At 66.5% G+C, this 15,989-nt stretch carries 17 protein-coding genes; 11 read left to right on the plus strand and 6 right to left on the minus strand.

Annotated features, from left to right (window positions below; translation table 11 throughout):
• Positions 1-49: 49 nt before the first annotated feature.
• Both AC1DW4_RS00165 and AC1DW4_RS00170 read right to left on the minus strand, forming a co-directional pair.
• Positions 50-2,104: a TonB-dependent receptor plug domain-containing protein gene (locus AC1DW4_RS00165; RefSeq protein WP_477015211.1), complete on the minus strand. Its 2,055-nt coding sequence runs from the start codon at positions 2,102-2,104 to the stop codon at positions 50-52.
• 138 nt (positions 2,105-2,242) lie between these two features.
• Positions 2,243-2,767: a hypothetical protein gene (locus tag AC1DW4_RS00170; protein WP_477015212.1), complete on the minus strand. Its 525-nt coding sequence runs from the start codon at positions 2,765-2,767 to the stop codon at positions 2,243-2,245.
• Positions 2,768-2,889: 122 nt separating this feature from the next.
• Between AC1DW4_RS00170 and AC1DW4_RS00175 the strand changes: the two genes are divergently transcribed.
• Positions 2,890-3,825, plus strand: coding sequence for a TraB/GumN family protein (locus AC1DW4_RS00175; protein WP_477015213.1), 936 nt, complete (start codon positions 2,890-2,892; stop codon positions 3,823-3,825).
• 154 nt (positions 3,826-3,979) lie between these two features.
• Here the strand turns inward: AC1DW4_RS00175 and tldD are convergent, their stop codons facing one another.
• The 4 genes from tldD to AC1DW4_RS00195 form a co-directional block, all read right to left on the minus strand.
• The gene (tldD, locus tag AC1DW4_RS00180) at positions 3,980-5,410 is read right to left on the minus strand and encodes a metalloprotease TldD (RefSeq protein WP_477015214.1); all 1,431 of its coding nucleotides are present in this window, start codon (positions 5,408-5,410) and stop codon (positions 3,980-3,982) included.
• A 72-nt stretch (positions 5,411-5,482) separates the two neighbouring features.
• A complete protein-coding gene (locus AC1DW4_RS00185; protein WP_477015215.1) occupies positions 5,483-6,271 on the minus strand; it encodes a GIN domain-containing protein in 789 nt (262 codons plus the stop codon).
• Positions 6,268-6,858: a DUF1700 domain-containing protein gene (locus AC1DW4_RS00190; protein WP_477015216.1), complete on the minus strand. Its 591-nt coding sequence runs from the start codon at positions 6,856-6,858 to the stop codon at positions 6,268-6,270. Before AC1DW4_RS00190 ends, AC1DW4_RS00185 begins: the two co-directional genes overlap by 4 nt.
• A complete protein-coding gene (locus tag AC1DW4_RS00195; protein ID WP_477015217.1) occupies positions 6,855-7,211 on the minus strand; it encodes a PadR family transcriptional regulator in 357 nt (118 codons plus the stop codon). The genes AC1DW4_RS00190 and AC1DW4_RS00195 overlap by 4 nt, the downstream gene beginning before the upstream one ends.
• 260 nt (positions 7,212-7,471) lie before the next feature.
• Between AC1DW4_RS00195 and coxB the strand changes: the two genes are divergently transcribed.
• The 10 genes from coxB (at position 7,472) to AC1DW4_RS00245 (ending at position 15,956) form a co-directional block, all read left to right on the plus strand.
• Positions 7,472-8,458 carry a cytochrome c oxidase subunit II gene (coxB, locus tag AC1DW4_RS00200; protein ID WP_477015218.1) on the plus strand — a complete coding sequence of 329 codons (987 nt, stop codon included), beginning with the start codon at positions 7,472-7,474 and terminating at the stop codon, positions 8,456-8,458.
• An 18-nt stretch (positions 8,459-8,476) separates the two neighbouring features.
• On the plus strand, positions 8,477-10,159 hold the full coding sequence (gene ctaD, locus AC1DW4_RS00205; RefSeq protein ID WP_477015219.1) for a cytochrome c oxidase subunit I: 1,683 nt from the start codon (positions 8,477-8,479) through the stop codon (positions 10,157-10,159).
• A gap of 68 nt (positions 10,160-10,227) precedes the next feature.
• Entirely contained in the window at positions 10,228-11,214 is a 987-nt protein-coding gene (gene cyoE / locus AC1DW4_RS00210) for a heme o synthase (protein ID WP_477015220.1), read from the plus strand.
• Positions 11,196-11,375: a hypothetical protein gene (locus tag AC1DW4_RS00215; protein ID WP_477015221.1), complete on the plus strand. Its 180-nt coding sequence runs from the start codon at positions 11,196-11,198 to the stop codon at positions 11,373-11,375. The genes cyoE and AC1DW4_RS00215 overlap by 19 nt, the downstream gene beginning before the upstream one ends.
• A complete protein-coding gene (locus AC1DW4_RS00220; RefSeq protein ID WP_477015222.1) occupies positions 11,375-11,950 on the plus strand; it encodes a cytochrome c oxidase assembly protein in 576 nt (191 codons plus the stop codon). The genes AC1DW4_RS00215 and AC1DW4_RS00220 overlap by 1 nt, the downstream gene beginning before the upstream one ends.
• A gap of 60 nt (positions 11,951-12,010) precedes the next feature.
• Positions 12,011-12,883 (plus strand): cytochrome c oxidase subunit 3, encoded by an 873-nt coding sequence (locus AC1DW4_RS00225; protein WP_477015223.1) that lies wholly within the window; start codon positions 12,011-12,013, stop codon positions 12,881-12,883.
• Positions 12,884-12,891: 8 nt separating this feature from the next.
• Positions 12,892-13,287 (plus strand): DUF983 domain-containing protein, encoded by a 396-nt coding sequence (locus tag AC1DW4_RS00230; RefSeq protein ID WP_477015224.1) that lies wholly within the window; start codon positions 12,892-12,894, stop codon positions 13,285-13,287.
• The gene (locus tag AC1DW4_RS00235) at positions 13,280-14,026 is read left to right on the plus strand and encodes an SURF1 family protein (RefSeq protein ID WP_477015225.1); all 747 of its coding nucleotides are present in this window, start codon (positions 13,280-13,282) and stop codon (positions 14,024-14,026) included. Before AC1DW4_RS00230 ends, AC1DW4_RS00235 begins: the two co-directional genes overlap by 8 nt.
• Positions 14,027-14,097: 71 nt before the next feature.
• Complete coding sequence (locus AC1DW4_RS00240) at positions 14,098-15,309, plus strand: M16 family metallopeptidase (protein WP_477015226.1); 1,212 nt, start codon at positions 14,098-14,100, stop codon at positions 15,307-15,309.
• Between the two features lie 50 nt (positions 15,310-15,359).
• Positions 15,360-15,956 carry a GNAT family N-acetyltransferase gene (locus tag AC1DW4_RS00245; RefSeq protein ID WP_477015227.1) on the plus strand — a complete coding sequence of 199 codons (597 nt, stop codon included), beginning with the start codon at positions 15,360-15,362 and terminating at the stop codon, positions 15,954-15,956.
• The last annotated feature ends 33 nt before the right edge of the window (positions 15,957-15,989 follow it).

The following is a 15,989-nucleotide window of genomic DNA, read 5'->3' on the forward strand; positions in this document are numbered from 1 at the left end:
ATCTGCGTCAGGTTCGACGGCGACCGGTGCACGGCCGCCGCCGCAGGGGTCAGAAGGTCTTCCTCAGCGTGATCTGGTAGAAGGTGTTGGGGTCGATGTCGCGGGTCTCGGTGTAGGCGACGGGTCGCCCCCCGGTCCGGCTGGCATAGACGGTGCGCTCCACGTTGAAGTCGTTCCACACCGTGACCTGGGCCCGGATCGAGATCGAGGTCGTCGGCTTGTATTCGACAAACCCCTGGAAATAGTCGTCCCCGTTGAAGCCGGAGGTCTGGTCGGGGTCGTAGGAATACTGGCGCAGCGACGCCAGGAAGGTGGCGGCCCAGTTTATCTTCCAGCTGGTGATGTCCTGGCTGATGGTGAAGGCCGGCTGCGACGGTCGGACGCCCGAGATGGGCCGCGTCTGGCCCGTCGTCGGATCGGTGACCTCGGTCTTGTTCCATTCGTTCTCGAAGGTGAACTGACCGCCCGAGAACCCGGTCCAGTCCAGAGGGACCGAGATGTTGACGGCCAGCTGGTCCAGCGTCCCGTCACCGATGTTGCCGGTCGCCGACAGGTCGTTCGGAAGCGGCAGGCGGTCGATCACGCCGGTGATCTCGTCGTGGCGGTAGCCAAGAGAGACGATGCCGTCGCCCAGGAAGCGGCGCTCGTAGACCAGTTCGGTGACCCAGCGCTGCTCGGGCTCCAGATCGACGTTGCCGCCGAAGACATTGTCCTCATCCAGGTCTGCAGAGGCGGCGAAATCGCCGAAGTCGAGCTGGCCCACCTCGCGTTCGAGGCGGAAGCGCACCTGATTGTTGGCCATCGGTGTCCATGTGGCCTGAAAACGTGGCTTGGCGAAGTAGAAGGACTTCTCCTGATCCGCGTCCCCCGACTGAGTGATCGTGGACGCTTCCAGACGGATACCGCCTTCCAGCGTCAGGTTTGGCCGGACGCGCCAGGTCGCCTTGGTGAAGGCCTCGCCGCGCGTCTCCTCCACCGTGACGGAGGCCGAGGGCAGGGTCACCGGCGCACCACCGACTGTAAAGGCCTGATGGGTCTCCAGCATGTTGTAGGCCACCTCGGCACCACCCTCGATGGTCATCGACGGCGTGCGTTCCCAGCGCAGCAGCGAACGCAGAATAGTCTCCGATGCATTGCCGACCGAGGTGAAGCGCTGTTCGGGGCTGGCGACGCCGCCGATCACGCTGCTGGACACCGAGGTGTCGTCGAAATCGTTCCATTCACGGATGAAGCGGGTCTCGCTGGTCAGGCCGGTGCGGACGGGGCGGGTGTAGACAGCGCCGACTTCTCCGCTCGTGCCCTCGTCGCTGAAGCTGTTGTCGCGACGGATGCCGGGCGCGGTCTGGAGGCTGAAGTTGCTGTAGTCGTTCTGGCCGATCCGGGCGGTCAGATCGATCTTTCCGCCCAGAAAGGCGTCGGCATAGTTGCCGCGGATGGCCTGACCGCCGCCCAGCTGGTCGTTGACGTAGAACTCATCGCGCAGGACCACGCCGTTGGGGTCGCGCCGGATGACCCGGCCGGGGCCGTTGGAGTCGCTGACACTGACGCCGTCGGACAGGGTGAAGCCCCAGGTCCGGTCCCCGTCCTTGGCCGTGAACTGGTAGGTGCCGTTGTAGGCGTCCTGTCCGCCGTCGAACAGGAAGGCGTTCCAGGTCAGCACCGACTGGCGACTGGACTGGCTCTTGGTGATCACGTTCACCACGACGGAATAGCCCTGCATATCGATGCCCGGCGCGCCGCCGCGAACCAGTTCGATCCGCTCCACCTGGGAGGCGAGGGTCCGGCTGAGCACCGAGGATCCGCTGTCGTTCTTGGACGCCGGTCGGGCTCCGTTGATCAGGATGTTGCCGACGGCCCCTTCGAAGCCACGCGATCCGTCGCCGTCCTGGGTCGAGAAGCCAGGAACGCGGCTGACCATGTCCAGCGCCGTGTTGGGGCGATAATCGGTGAAGAAGTCCGGCGTGAAAACCAGCACGCCCTGCTGGTTGGCCTCAGCCACCGGCGCGGCAGCCTGGGCCGATGGGGTGGGGGCAGCTGTCTGGGCCTGAGCCACCCCGCCACCGAACAGGATAGCCGTGGTGGCCAATAGGATCGTCTTCGTCATCGCCTGGGGTTCCCCTCGTTTGTGAGGGCAGGTTTGGCGGTGCCGTGGATCGATCTCCAGTTACAAGACGGACAGGTGCATTAAATCGAATACAGCATTACAGGGTGGTAATCCTGTCCGATATTTAACAAATCGAGATCATTCGAAGAAGGTTTCGTCGCCTTTTGCTGGCTCGGACTGTATAGCTGCGACGTCGGGTTCCGCGGACTGTGATACAGCCGGCTCCCGGCGACGGTCGAAACCGAACAGGCGGGACCCATCGGCGAGCGGGTCGGTGGTCGTCACGGTTGCCACGTTGACGGGGGCATAGGGCTGGCCCATGGGCCGGACGTCGGCGACCGGCTCCAGCGGCGGCCAGTCCTCGCCGACATAGGCATCGGCCGGCACATAGTCGGCGGTGGTTATTTCAGGCTGCCGATCCAGGGCGGCCCGATCAAAGCCGTCGTTCAGGGTGCCGACTTCCAGAATGCCGCCCGGGACGGGCACCGGCTCGACCGGAGCCACCACGGCGATCGACAGCCCGGGGCCGGTCACGCCTGACGCCGCATGACGCGGGGCCAGGGTCCACGCACCCACGGCTATGACGACGGCAGCGCCGATGATGCTGCCGACGACGACCATACGGCGGCGGTCGCGAGGGCTGACCGAAGATTCCTGAACCATCACGACCTCCCAGGGCTGACCTGTTTGCAAACACGACGGCGTGGCCGAAGTTCCGTCAGCCGACGCCACGCTGGCGCCACAAGGCGCTGCAAGCGTGACCGTTCATCGCGAGGACGTCTTCCATGATCCGTGCCCTGGCCCTGAGCCTTCTTCTGTTGGGGGCGGCCGTGCCCGCCCTGGGCCAGGACGAGGATCAGCTCGATGACATCATCGTTGTGGCCCGCCGGTCCCAGACGCCCATATGGGAGGTCAGCCGGGGCGATCGGTCGCTGATCCTCGTCGGCAACATCCGGGGCCTGCCGCGCGACTTCGAGTGGAACCCGTCCGGGCTGGAGGCGGCGACGGCGCGGGCGGACCGGATTCTGTATCCACCTGTCGGTCGCGTCTCACCCTCCGATCTCGTGCGCCTGCTGTGGAGGATGCGGACGATCAGCCGCCTGCCGGGCGAGACGACCAGCGCGGACTATCTCGATCCGGCGGTACAGGCGCGCCTGGAGGCCGTCATGGCCGACGAGGGCGACGACTGGCGGCGTAAGAGCTTCGTGCTGCTGGGCTTCGACCTGAATCGAGACAAGGCCGGCTACCGTCCCGGTGGCGACGATGCGGAGGACGTGGTGCGCCGCGCCGCCCGACGCGCCAGGATCGAGGGTGAGACGGTGGGCACGGTGCGGGGGGATGAAATCGTCGACAACCTTATCACCCAGCCCCCGCAGGCCTATGTCTCCTGTATAGCCGCCGGTGTGGTGGCGGCCGAGAATGGACCGGACGGCTTTGCTCATCGCGCGGAAGACTGGCGCGCCTTGCGGGTGCCCGACGTGATCGAAAACCCGCTGGATATCGCGCTGGGTCAGTGCTGGCCGTGGGGTGATCCCGAAATCGGGCCGCAGCTCCGGGGTCAGTGGCTGACGGCGATCTCCGGGGCGCTGGATCAGCCTGGCACGACGCTGGCGGTCGCGCCCCTGCGGCTGCTGGCCGAGCCGGGTGGGGTGCTGGACGGGCTGGAGTCGCAGGGGTTCGAGGTGCGCGGCCCGGACTGGAGAGCGGACCAGGCGGACTGAGCCGGTGTCGAGCAGCGATCCGAGGGTGAAAACGGGAGTCTGCTGAAAGAAAAAAGTGACTCCAACTTCTCCAATTTCGCGGCCCGTCTTCGATCGAGCCGCCAGACTAGATCATCGGTCCGACAGAAACGGACGTAGCCGGCGAAAGGCCAGACTAGACGGCGGTTCCGCCCACCGTCAGGCCACCGATCTTGAGGCTGGGCTGGCCGATGCCGACCGGCACGCCCTGGCCCGACTTGCCACAGACGCCGACGCCGGGATCAAAGGCGAAGTCGTCGCCGATCATCGAGACATTGGTCAGGGCCGTGGCCCCGTCGCCGATCAGGGTCGCACCACGCACAGGGGCCGTGATCTTGCCGTCCTCGATCAGATAGGCCTCCGTGCACTGGAAGACGAACTTGCCGTTGGTGATGTCCACCTGGCCGCCGCCGAAGTTGGCGGCATAGAGACCGCGCTTCGTCGAGGCGATCATGTCCGCCTGCTTGGCCGAGCCACCCTCCATGAAGGTGTTGGTCATGCGCGGCATCGGCATGTGGGCGAAGGACTGGCGACGCCCGTTGCCGGTGGCGCGCTGGCCCAGCTGTCGCGCCGACAGACGGTCGTTCATCAGCCCGACCATGATGCCGTCCTCGATCAGAACGGTGCGCGAGGTCGGCGTGCCCTCGTCATCGACGCTGAGCGATCCGCGACGCCCGGCGATGGAGCCGTCGTCGACGACGGTCACGCCGGGGGCGGCGACGCGCTTGCCCATCATGCCGGAGAAGACCGAGGAGCCCTTCCTGTGGAAATCGCCCTCGAAGCCGTGGCCGATGGCCTCGTGCAGCAGGACGCCAGGCCAGCCGGCGGCGAGGACCACGTCCATCTCTCCGGCCGGGCAGTCGACGGCCTCCAGGTTGACCAGGGCACCGCGCAGGGCCTCGTCCACCTGGGCCTGCCAGCGCTCCGGCTGAATCCAGGTCTCGAAACCGGCCCGACCCCCGGCACCCGACGACATGGTCTCGCGCCGACCGTCCTTCTCCACGGTGACGGACACGTTCAATCGAACCAGAGGCCGAACGTCGTTCACCGTCAGGCCGTCTGCGCGCAGGATCTCTATGGCGCGGCGCTCCCCGACGATGGAGGCCGAGACCTGGACCACGCGCGGATCGCGGGCGCGGGCCCAGGCGTCGATCTCCTGCAACAGGGCGATCTTGTCCGAAAAGGCCGGCGAGGCGAGCGGATCGACCGCGTCATAGAGCTTCTGATTGGTGGCGCGGGGGCCTTCGGAGGTGACGCCTGCATGACCCGACTTGGCCAGGGCCGCGCTGTCGGCGGCGCGACGAAGGGCGGCGGCGCTGATCTCGTTTGCGTGGGCGTAACCGGCTGTCTCTCCGGCGACGACGCGCAGGCCGAAGCCTTCGGTGGCGTCATAGGCGGCGGCCTTCAGGCGACCGTCGTCAAAGACCAGGGACTCGGATTCGGAGCGTTCGAGAAACAGCTCGCCATCGTCGGCACCGTGCAGCGCACCCTGCAGGATCGACAGGGCATCGGAGGGATCGACGCCGGAGGATTCGAGCAGGGGCGGCGGGGGGATGTGGACGGTCATGAAAGGCAAGATAGGGAGGGCAAAGCTGAATGTCTCCTCCCCGTCCGAAGGATGGGGAGGAGACTGATCGCTTCACCCCAGGGTCACCTCGCCAGACCCGTTGATGTCCTGGTTGACGGTCGCGGGTCGCGTGGTCACGTCCACGTCGCCCGAGCCGGAGATCGAGATGTCGGCGCGGCCGGTGGGGGCCACCGTCGCGTCGCCCGATCCGGCGATGGCGACGTTGGCGTCGGTGGTTGTCAGCGACCCCAGGTCCGCGTCGCCGGAGCCCGAGATATCGACTTCAAGCGCACGTGTTCGGCCGGTCGCGGTGACCTCTCCCGACCCAGAGATATCGATCGCCAGGGTATCCTGATCGTAGTCGCGCAGCATCAGGTTGGACGACCCCTCCAGGTTGAAGGTCTTCACGTTCGGCGCGGTGACGACGATGTGGACGGCTTCCGAATGCGCCCACATACCGCGACCGTCTCGGTTGCCGCCGAAGACGACCGTCTCGTGGTTCGGGCCGTCAGTGTCATTGGCGACCCAGCTCAGGCGGCCGTCGACCAGGCGGACCTTCTCGACCAGATCGGCCGGACCCGTGACCGTGACGCCCTCCGTGTCGCCCTGGACGTAGTCGACGTTGGCGGACAGATCGACGGTCAGGGTGTCGCCGCCGGTCCAGGCGATCTGGCGGGTGACGTCGGGGCTGCGGCTGTCGTCGGCCCGCTGAAAGCGGACGGTGTCGCCGTCCTCGTCGTGGAAGGTCCAGGCCCAGCCGTGGCGGGCCATGTCGCGTCCGCCGAGGGCAAAGGCCCCGCCGAGGGAAGCCGTGGCCAGCACGAGGCCGGCCGCGGCGATGATGAAGAGGGTCCGGATCATGCGGGGTCTCCCATGACTTGGGTGGTTTGGGGCTCGAGCGCGGGCTTGAGCAGTCGGTAGTGCAGGCGGGCGAACCAGACGATGCCGTTGACCAGCCAGATGGTGACGATGGCCAGCAGGGCTCCGGCCGAGGCGGCTCCGGCCATCAGGCCCAGACCCGCCAGGATGGCGGCGAAGGCTCCGCCAGGCGCGTCGGCGAAGGGTCCTGCGACCATGATCGCTCCGCCCGAGACGAACAGGGCGATGACGGCGATGCCGACCCCGAACAGAGTGCCGATCACGCCCATCAGGATCGGCAGCAGGATCAGGATGTCGATGGCCCCGAGGCCCAGGACCGCGAACACGGCCCCGGCCGCGGCAGACGGGTTCTTTTCCTGATGCCAGCGCTGGGCGCCGGCTTCGGCCCGCAGCTCGCGCGCAAGACGGGCAGGGTCACCCAGGGCGGCTGCGACTTCGGCTTCCGAACGACCGGCCGCAAGACCGTCGTCGAAGTGAGTTTCATAGTCCGAGGTGATCTCGGCGGCGGTCGCCATCGGCAGGCCAACCAGGCCCTGCTTCAAACGGCTGAGGAATTCGGCGCGCGTCATGCGGGCTCTCCAGCAGGGGCGACAGGGGCAGGATCGTTGGCGACGATCGCATCCACGGCGCGGGTGAAATGGGTCCATTCGGCGGACTGGGCGGCCAGGGCCTCGCGGCCGGCCGAGCTGAGCCGATAGTATTTGCGCGACGGGCCCGACGATGATTCGACCAGATAGGTCTCGACCAGGCCGTCCGTCTGCATGCGGCGCATCAGCGGGTAGATCGTACCTTCTCCCATGTCGATCGCATCCGACAGGCGGCTGGCGATCTCGTAGGCATAGCTGTCGGCACGGGCCAGAAGGGCCAGGACACACAGGCCCAGCACCCCCTTCTTCAACTGTATCTCTATGGTTTCGGGCATGTCCGAACACCTCCTTTGATTTCCAGAGGCTATCGCAAGGTATCATGCGCTGCAAGGTAGCTGTTGAAACATGACAGCGATTTAACCGAGGCGGGAATGGACCAATCGGCCGCATGCGGCGACGGAACGCGCCCGTATCGCTTGGCAAGCTGGGTATGAGCCGATATGGACCGCGCTTGAAATCGCCGGGTCCCTCCCCAGAGGCCGGGTGGGGCTGCGTTCAGCGGCTCGATTGGCAGATGTATATGAGGAACTCTCGCATGGGACTGGGCACGAGAGCCCTGAGCAAGACCGGACACCTTCTGGGTGCCGCTTCGCTCGCCGTCTTCTTCGCCACCCCGACGTGGGCGCAGGACCTGATGGGTCAGCCGACGCCGCGCGGCATCGATCTGCAGCCGGCCGCCTCGCCGCTGAAGCACGAGGCGATCTTCTTCCACAACGTGATCCTGATGCCGATCATCGTCGGCATCTGCGTTCTGGTGCTGGGCCTGCTGGGCTGGATCGTGTTCCGCTACAACGAGAAGGCCAACCCCGTTCCGGCGAAGTGGAGCCACAATACGGTCGTCGAGATCATCTGGACGGTGCTGCCGGTGATGATTCTGGTGGGCATCTCGCTGTTCTCGTTCCGCCTGCTGTTCGCCTATCACGATACGCCGCCCGTCGATCTGACCATCAAGGCGACGGGCAACCAGTGGAACTGGGCCTACGAATATCCCGACCAGGGCGTGCCGGAATACATCTCCAACATGCTGCCCGAAGAAGAGGCGCTGGCGCGCGGCGTCCCCTATCGCCTGGCCGCCGACGAGCCGATCGTCGTGCCGGTCGGCAAGACCGTGCGGGTTCTGGTGACCGGTGCCGACGTGATCCATGCCTTCGCCCTGCCGGCCTTCGGCCTGAAGACCGACGCCGTGCCCGGCCGGGTCAACGAGACCTGGTTCAAGGCAGAGCGCACGGGCGTCTTCTATGGCCAGTGCTCTGAGCTGTGCGGCGTCGATCACGCCTTCATGCCGATCCAGATCAATGTCGTCACCGAGGCCGAGTTCGCGGCCTGGGTCGCCTCCAAGGGAGGATCGATGACCAAGGCGGCCGACGAGGCCGCCGCGGCGGCCGCTGCGGCGGCACCCGCGGCAGGCGACGCCGCGACCCCGGCCGTGGCCGAGGCCCCGAACCCCGCCGCGCCTTCCGCCGAATCCGCTTCCACCGCTTCCACGGCTGCGGCTCCCGCCGCCGCCCCGGCCGCCCAGTAACGCGAGCCCGAGACAGACATGGCCACCGACATCACCGCAGACGACATCGCTCACGCGCCCGGGCATGACGCCCACGCCGAGCACGACCACAAGCCGGGCTTTTTCACCCGCTGGTTCCTGTCGACCAACCACAAGGACATCGGCACCCTGTACCTGCTGTTCGCCATCATGGCGGGCATCGTGGGTGGCGCGCTGTCGGGTCTGATCCGCTGGGAACTGGCCGAGCCGGGCATCCAGATCTTCACCGAGGGCTCGGGCGTCGCCCTGATGGGCCTCGTGGAGCAGTCCAAGCACGGCTACAACGTCGTGGTCACCGCCCACGCCCTGATCATGATCTTCTTCATGGTCATGCCCGCCATGATCGGAGGGTTCGGCAACTGGTTCGTGCCGATCATGATCGGCGCGCCGGACATGGCCTTCCCGCGGATGAACAACATTTCGTTCTGGCTGCTGGTCGCCGCCTGGATCCTGCTGTGCCTGTCGCTGTTCGTCGATGGCGGACCGGGGCGCGGCTTCGGCGGCGGCTGGACGATCTATCCGCCGCTGTCGACGGTGGGTCACCAGGGTCCGGCGATGGACCTGGCGATCTTCTCGCTGCACGTCGCGGGTGCCTCTTCGATCCTGGGCGCGGTCAACTTCATCACCACCATCTTCAACATGCGCGCGCCGGGCATGACCCTGCACCGGATGCCGCTGTTCGCCTGGTCGGTGCTGGTCACCGCCTTCCTGCTGCTGCTTTCGCTGCCCGTGCTTGCCGGTGCCATCACCATGCTGCTGGCCGACCGTAACTTCGGCACCAGCTTCTTCGACCCGGCCGGTGGCGGCGATCCGGTGATGTTCCAGCACCTGTTCTGGTTCTTCGGCCACCCCGAGGTCTACATCCTGATCCTGCCGGGCTTCGGCATCATCAGCCATATCGTCTCGACCTTCTCCAAGAAGCCCGTGTTCGGCTACCTCGCGATGGCCTACGCCATGGTCGCCATCGGCTTCGTCGGCTTCATCGTGTGGGCGCACCACATGTACACGGTCGGCATGAGCGTGAACCTGCGCGCCTATTTCATCGCCGCGACCATGATCATCGCGGTGCCCACGGGCGTGAAGATCTTCAGCTGGATCGCCACGATGTGGGGCGGTTCGGTCAGCTTCAAGACCCCCATGCTGTGGGCCATCGGCTTCATCTTCCTGTTCACCGTCGGCGGCGTGACCGGCGTGGTCCTGTCCAACGCGGGCATCGATTACAGCCTGCATGACACCTATTACGTCGTCGCCCACTTCCACTACGTCCTGTCGCTGGGCGCCGTGTTCGCGATCTTCGCCGGCTTCTACTACTGGTTCGAGAAGATGTTCGGCGTGAAGTACAACGAGTTCCTGGGGTGCACGCACTTCTGGATCATGTTCGTGGGCGTCAACATCGTCTTCTTCCCGCAGCACTTCCTGGGTCTGCAGGGCATGCCGCGCCGCTACGTCGACTATCCCGACGCCTTCGCCTTCTGGAACATGGTGTCGTCCTACGGCTATGCGATCACGGCCGTGGGCGTGCTGGTGTTCCTGGTCATGCTGGCCGAGGCCGCCATCCGTCGTCGCAAGGGTGTCGCCAACCCGTGGGGTGAAGGCGCGACGACCCTGGAATGGACCCTGTCCTCGCCTCCGCCGCACCACCAGTTCAACGAACTGCCGGTGGTCAAGGCCGACAGCCACTAAACCCGTCCCGTTCGTGATAGGACGAGGGCCGTCTCCCTGACCGGGAGGCGGCCCTCTCACATTTTCAAATGACCCACACACCCGTGACCGCCACCCCCACCGTCTCGACCACCCAGCCGGAAGACTATTTCCAGCTGCTGAAGCCACGCGTGATGTCGCTGGTGGTGTTCACCGCCCTGACCGGCTTGGTGGTGGCCCCCGGGTCGGTCAATCCGTTCGTCGGAGCGATCGCGGTCCTGTGCATCGCCATCGGTGCCGGCGCGGCCGGGGCCTTCAACATGGCGCTGGAGGGTGACACCGACGCGCTGATGCGCCGCACGCGCGGGCGGCCCGTGGCGGCCGGGCGGCTGAAGAAGAACGACGCCATGGCCTTCGGCGTCGTTCTGTCGATCTTTTCCGTCATGCTGCTGGGGATGAACACTAATTGGTTCGCGGCCGGGCTGCTGCTTCTGACCATCCTCTATTACGCCGTCTTCTACACCCTGATGCTGAAGCGCCGGACGCCCCAGAACATCGTCATCGGCGGCGCAGCGGGGGCCTTTCCTCCGGTGATCGGCTGGGCCGCGGCGACAGGCTCGGCCCCGTGGCAGGCGTGGCTGCTGTTCCTGATCATCTTCCTGTGGACCCCGCCGCACAGCTGGGCCCTGGCCCTGTATTCGACCGGCGACTACGCCAAGGCTGGTATCCCGATGATGCCGGTGGCGCGGGGCGCGAAGTCCACGCGCCTGCAGATCCTGCTCTACAGCCTCATCCTGGTCCCCATCGCCATTGCACCGGGCTTCACCGGCCTGGGTGGACCCGTCTATCTGGCCGTATCGATCGGCGGGGGGCTGATGTTCCTGGCGCTGGCGGTGCGGGTCTGGCGCTCGCGCGCGGGCGATGCCCCCGACAAGGCCGAAGCCGTGGGGCGAGAGGCCGCATTGTATGACGTGCGTGCCGAGGCCAAACCGGCCCGCAATCTTTTCGCCTTTTCGATCCTCTATCTGATGGCCCTGTTCGCGGCCCTTCTGGTCGAGAGTTTTGGCATTACCGGAGGATGCAGCCTGTGTTCCTGACCCCCGAACAACTCGCCGCGCGCAACAAGCGCAGTCTGTGGATCGCCCTGGGTCTGGCGGCCTTCGTCGTGCTGATCTTCTCGACCACCTTCCTGCGCATGCAGCGGAATCTGGCCGAGCGCACGGCCCAGCAGCAGGCCGTGGCGGAACGGTCGCGCTGATGCGCCCAAGTCCGAAGAAAAATGGGTTGAAATCGGCCAATGCCATCGCCCTGGTCTGCGCCGCCCTGGTGCTGACCATGACGGGCGCGGCCTTTGCCGCCGTGCCGCTCTACAAGATGTTCTGCCAGGTCACGGGTTTCGACGGCACGGTGCGCCGGGCCGAGGCCGCTCCGGATCAGGTGCTGGATCGCATGGTCACGGTTCGCTTCGACACCAACGTCCGACACCTGCCCATGACCTTCCGCGCCGAACAGACGACCCAGCGGGTCCGTATCGGCGAGACGGGCCTGGCCTATTTCGACGTCACCAACACCTCGGACCAGCCGATCCTGGCGCGCGCGGCCTACAACGTCGTGCCCGAGACCACCGGAGCCTATTTCCAGAAGCTGCAGTGCTTCTGCTTCGACGATCAGACGATCGCGGCCGGCGAGACCAAGAAGTTCCCGGTGCAGTATTTCGTCGCCCCCGAACTGGCGACCGATGCCGAGACCAGGGGCGTGCAGGAAATCACGCTCAGCTACACCTTCTATCCGGTCGCCGAAGACGAAAAGCCCGCCACCACTGGCGCAGGCTGATTGCCGACGCTATAGCCGCACACATCCTCCCGATCTGACGATTCAGAGACCGTAAGACGCATGGCCCACGCCTCTCCGCACCACGACTACCACCTGGTCGATCCCAGCCCCTGGCCCCTGATCGCCTCGCTCGCCACCACCGTGATGATGGTCGGTGCCGTCGCCTGGATGAAGGGCGTTCTCGGCATGCCTGAGGGGACGATGTGGCTGTTCTTCGCCGGTCTGGCGGGCGTCCTGTATGCCGCTTTCGGCTGGTGGGCGGACGTCATCAAGGAAAGCCGTCGCGGCGACCACACGCCGGTCGTGTCGATCGGCCTGCGTTACGGCATGACGCTGTTCATCGCGTCGGAGGTCATGTTCTTCGCGGCCTTCTTCTGGATGTTCTTCGAGATGGCCGTGTTCAACGAGGCGCGCGCTCACATCCCCGAGATCGGGAACTGGGCCGACACCGCCGCCGCCTGGTCGACGTGGCCACCCAAGGGCATCAACACCCTGGACCCGTGGCAGCTGCCGCTGCTGAACACCGTCATCCTGCTGCTCAGCGGCACGACGGTCACCTGGGCGCACCACGCGCTTCAGATCGGCGACCGCAAGGGGGCCCGCATGGGTCTGATCATCACCGTGGCGCTGGGCATCTTCTTCACGATGGTCCAGGCCTACGAATACAACCACATCCTGCACGCGCAGGAGTTCTTCAACGCCGATGCCGGTAACTCCAAGCTTTACGGCAACATCTTCTTCATGGCGACGGGCTTCCATGGCTTCCACGTCCTCATGGGGACCATCTTCCTGGCGGTCTGCCTGGGACGTCTGCTGGCCGGCCAGTTCACGCCGCAGAAGCATTTCGGCTTCGAGGCGGCGGCCTGGTACTGGCACTTCGTGGACGTGGTCTGGCTGTTCCTGTTCGCCTTCGTCTACGTGATCTTCGGCTAAGGCCGGGATTGACCGAAGGCCCCATCGGACCCGATGCGACCCAGCCGGCGCGGATCCATGCGATCCGCGCCGGTCTGCTTTGCCGGTGCCCCAACTGCGGCAAGGGCCCGCTGTTTTCGGGGTTCCTGAAGGTCGTCGACACCTGCACCGTCTGCGGCTTCGATTTCACCCCGCTGAACACGGGCGACGGGGCGGCCATCTTCGTGATGCAGATCGCGGGCGGCATCGTGGTGTTCACCGCGCTGTTCGTCGAGATCGCCTGGTCGCCGCCGATGTGGGTCCATCTGGTGATCTTCCTGCCGCTGGTGCTGATCCTGTCGCTGGGGCTGATGCGGCCGGGCAAGGGGGCCATGATCGCCCTGCAGATGCGCAACAAGGCCGGACAGGCGGGTCGCGATGACTGACGTTTCGACGACACCCGCCCGGTTTCCTATCCTGCTGACGGCCTTCATCGCCGTCTGCGTGTTGATCCTCTGCGCGCTCGGCACCTGGCAGGTGCAGCGGCTGAAGTGGAAGGAAGGCCTGATCGACCAGGCCGCCGCCGCCGCTGCCCTTGCGCCAGGACCACTGGCTGAAGTTCTGACGGCACCCGATCCCGAGTTCCGCAAGGCCCTGGTCGTCTGTCGCGGCCTGCCGACGGCCCCCTTCGTCGAGCTGCAGTCCATCCATGACGGCGAGCCGGGTCGGCGTCTGGTCTCGGCCTGCGTGCCAGAAGGGATGACCCAGACCTTCCTGCTCGATCGCGGCTTCCTGCCCGATGCCGTCACCGACCGACCGCGCGTGATGGCCTCGACCCTGCCCCTGGCCATGGTGGTCGAGCTGCGCCGCACCCCGCCGCCGGGACCGATGGTGCCGGCACCTTCGCAAGGGCGGTTCTTCGGGCGCGACAATACCGCAATGGCGGCTGCGCTGGGAGCCTCCACGCCGTCGGAGTTCACCCTCTATGCGCTCAGCTCGCCCAACCCGGAGCTTCCGGCGCTGATCGCGACGGCCCCGCCGGCGGCCTTTTCGAACAACCACCTCGGCTATGCGATGACCTGGTTCGGGCTGGCGCTGGCGCTGATCGGTTTCTATGTGGCCGTGCTCGTCCGCCGAAGCAGAAAGACGCCCTCAAGCAGCACCGCACCGCGTGCGGGGCGATAGGGCAAAAGGAACATTCCCTGACCGCCACGATCCATACCCTGTCCAACGGCGTCCGCGTTGTCTGCGATCCCATGCCGGGCCTGCGGACCCTGGCCCTGACCGTCGCCGTACGCGGAGGCACGCGGTGGGAGAGCGAGAGCCGGTCCGGCTGGTCGCACCTCTTGGAACACCTCGTCTTCAAGGGCGCGGGCGACATGGGCGCGCGAGACATCGTCGAACGGATCGAGGCCGAGGGTGGCTCGATCAACGCCGCCACCGGATACGAGCGAACCAGTTTCGAGGTGCGGGCGCTGGACGGATCGCTGGGCCTGGCCATGCAGGTGCTGTCGGACCTGGTGTTTCGCCCGACGCTGGATCCCGCCGAGATCGAGCGCGAAAAGGATGTCGTGGCCCAGGAAATCGCCGAGGCCTTCGACACCCCCGACGACCACGTCTTCGAGATGGCCCAGACCATGGCCTTCGCCGGTCAGCCCCTAGGCCGGCCTATCCTGGGGTCGGTCGACAGCCTGAAGCCCGTCGATCGCGCCTCGATCGAGGCCTGGCGCGCGCGTCTGTATTCACCCGACCGGATGGTGGTGGCGGTCTCCGGCGCGGTGGACGAGACCGAGCTGCTGACATTGGCCGAGCGCTGGTTCGGCGCCGCTGTCGTCATGCCCGCCGATGCGCCGGAGCGGGCCGTCTTCACCGGGGGGGTGGCGACGCTGACCCGCAAGATCGAACAGGCCAATCTGGTGTTCCAGCTGCCGGCCATCCCGGTTCACGACCCGGCCATGCCCGCGATGCGGTTGTTCAGCGAGATCCTGGGCGGGGGCATGGCGTCGCGCCTGTTCCAGAGCGCGCGAGAGGATCGCGGCCTGGCCTATGCCATCGACGCCTATCATGAGCCCTATGACGACACGGGGATGCTGGGCATCTATGCCGGCGCCGCCGCCGATCGTGCAGTAGAGCTCGCCCAGGTCTGCGCCGACGAGGTCCGCGACCTGACCGACAAGGGCCCGACGGACGCCGAGCTGTCTCGCGCCAAGGCCGTGCTGCGGGGCGGGGTGTGGATGTCGGACGAGAGCCCGGCCAGTCGCGCGGGACGTAATGCCGCCCAGACCCTGATGTTCGGCCAGCCCGTCGCGTCGGACGACACCGTGGCGCGATTGCAAGCCGTGTCCGCCGACGATCTGAAGGCGGTCGGCGCGCGTGTGCTGGCGTCAGGTCTGGCCTCGACGGCGGTCTTGGGGCCGAAGGCGGCTGCGGGCGCGGGCAGGGCGTTCGCGGAGCGGGTGGCCAGCTAGCTTCCCTCTCCCTCTGGGAGAGGGAGCAATGATGCGCTATCGTCTACGCCATGGCCCTGCTGGACTGGATGACGGATGCGACCGGTCCCGTGGTTGAGGGGCAGGGGGTGCTCCTGCGCCCGCCCCGGACAGGCGACTATGCGGCCTGGTCGGAGCTTCGCGAGCACTCGCGCGACTATCTGCAGCCGTGGGAGCCCTCCTGGCCCGACGACGACCTGACCAAGGCGGCCTATCGGCGCCGGCTGGGCGTCTATGCGCGCGAAATGGAACTGGGGCACGCCTGGCCCTTCTTCATCTTCGATCCCTCGGGGCGGACGCTGTTTGGCGCGATCACCCTGTCCAACGTGCGGCGCGGCGTGGCCGAGACGGGAACGCTCGGCTACTGGATCGGGCAGACCTTCGCTGGGCAGGGCGTCGCCACGGCGGCGGTGCGCACCATGACCCGGTTCGCCTTCCAGTCCGCGCGCCTGCATCGGTTGGAGGCCTCCTGCCTGCCGACCAACCTCGCCTCCCGCCGGGTGCTGGAAAAAGCGGGTTTCGAAAAGGAAGGCGAGGCCCGGGCTTATCTCAAAATTAACGGGGTATGGGCAGACCATATTCTGTTCGGCCTCGTGTGCGACGACCCCGTGGTGCGACGCCACGCCTGAAGGAACAGTGACCGTCTTGAACGCGCGATCCCG

Source organism: Brevundimonas sp. P2_A6 (assembly GCF_056404975.1).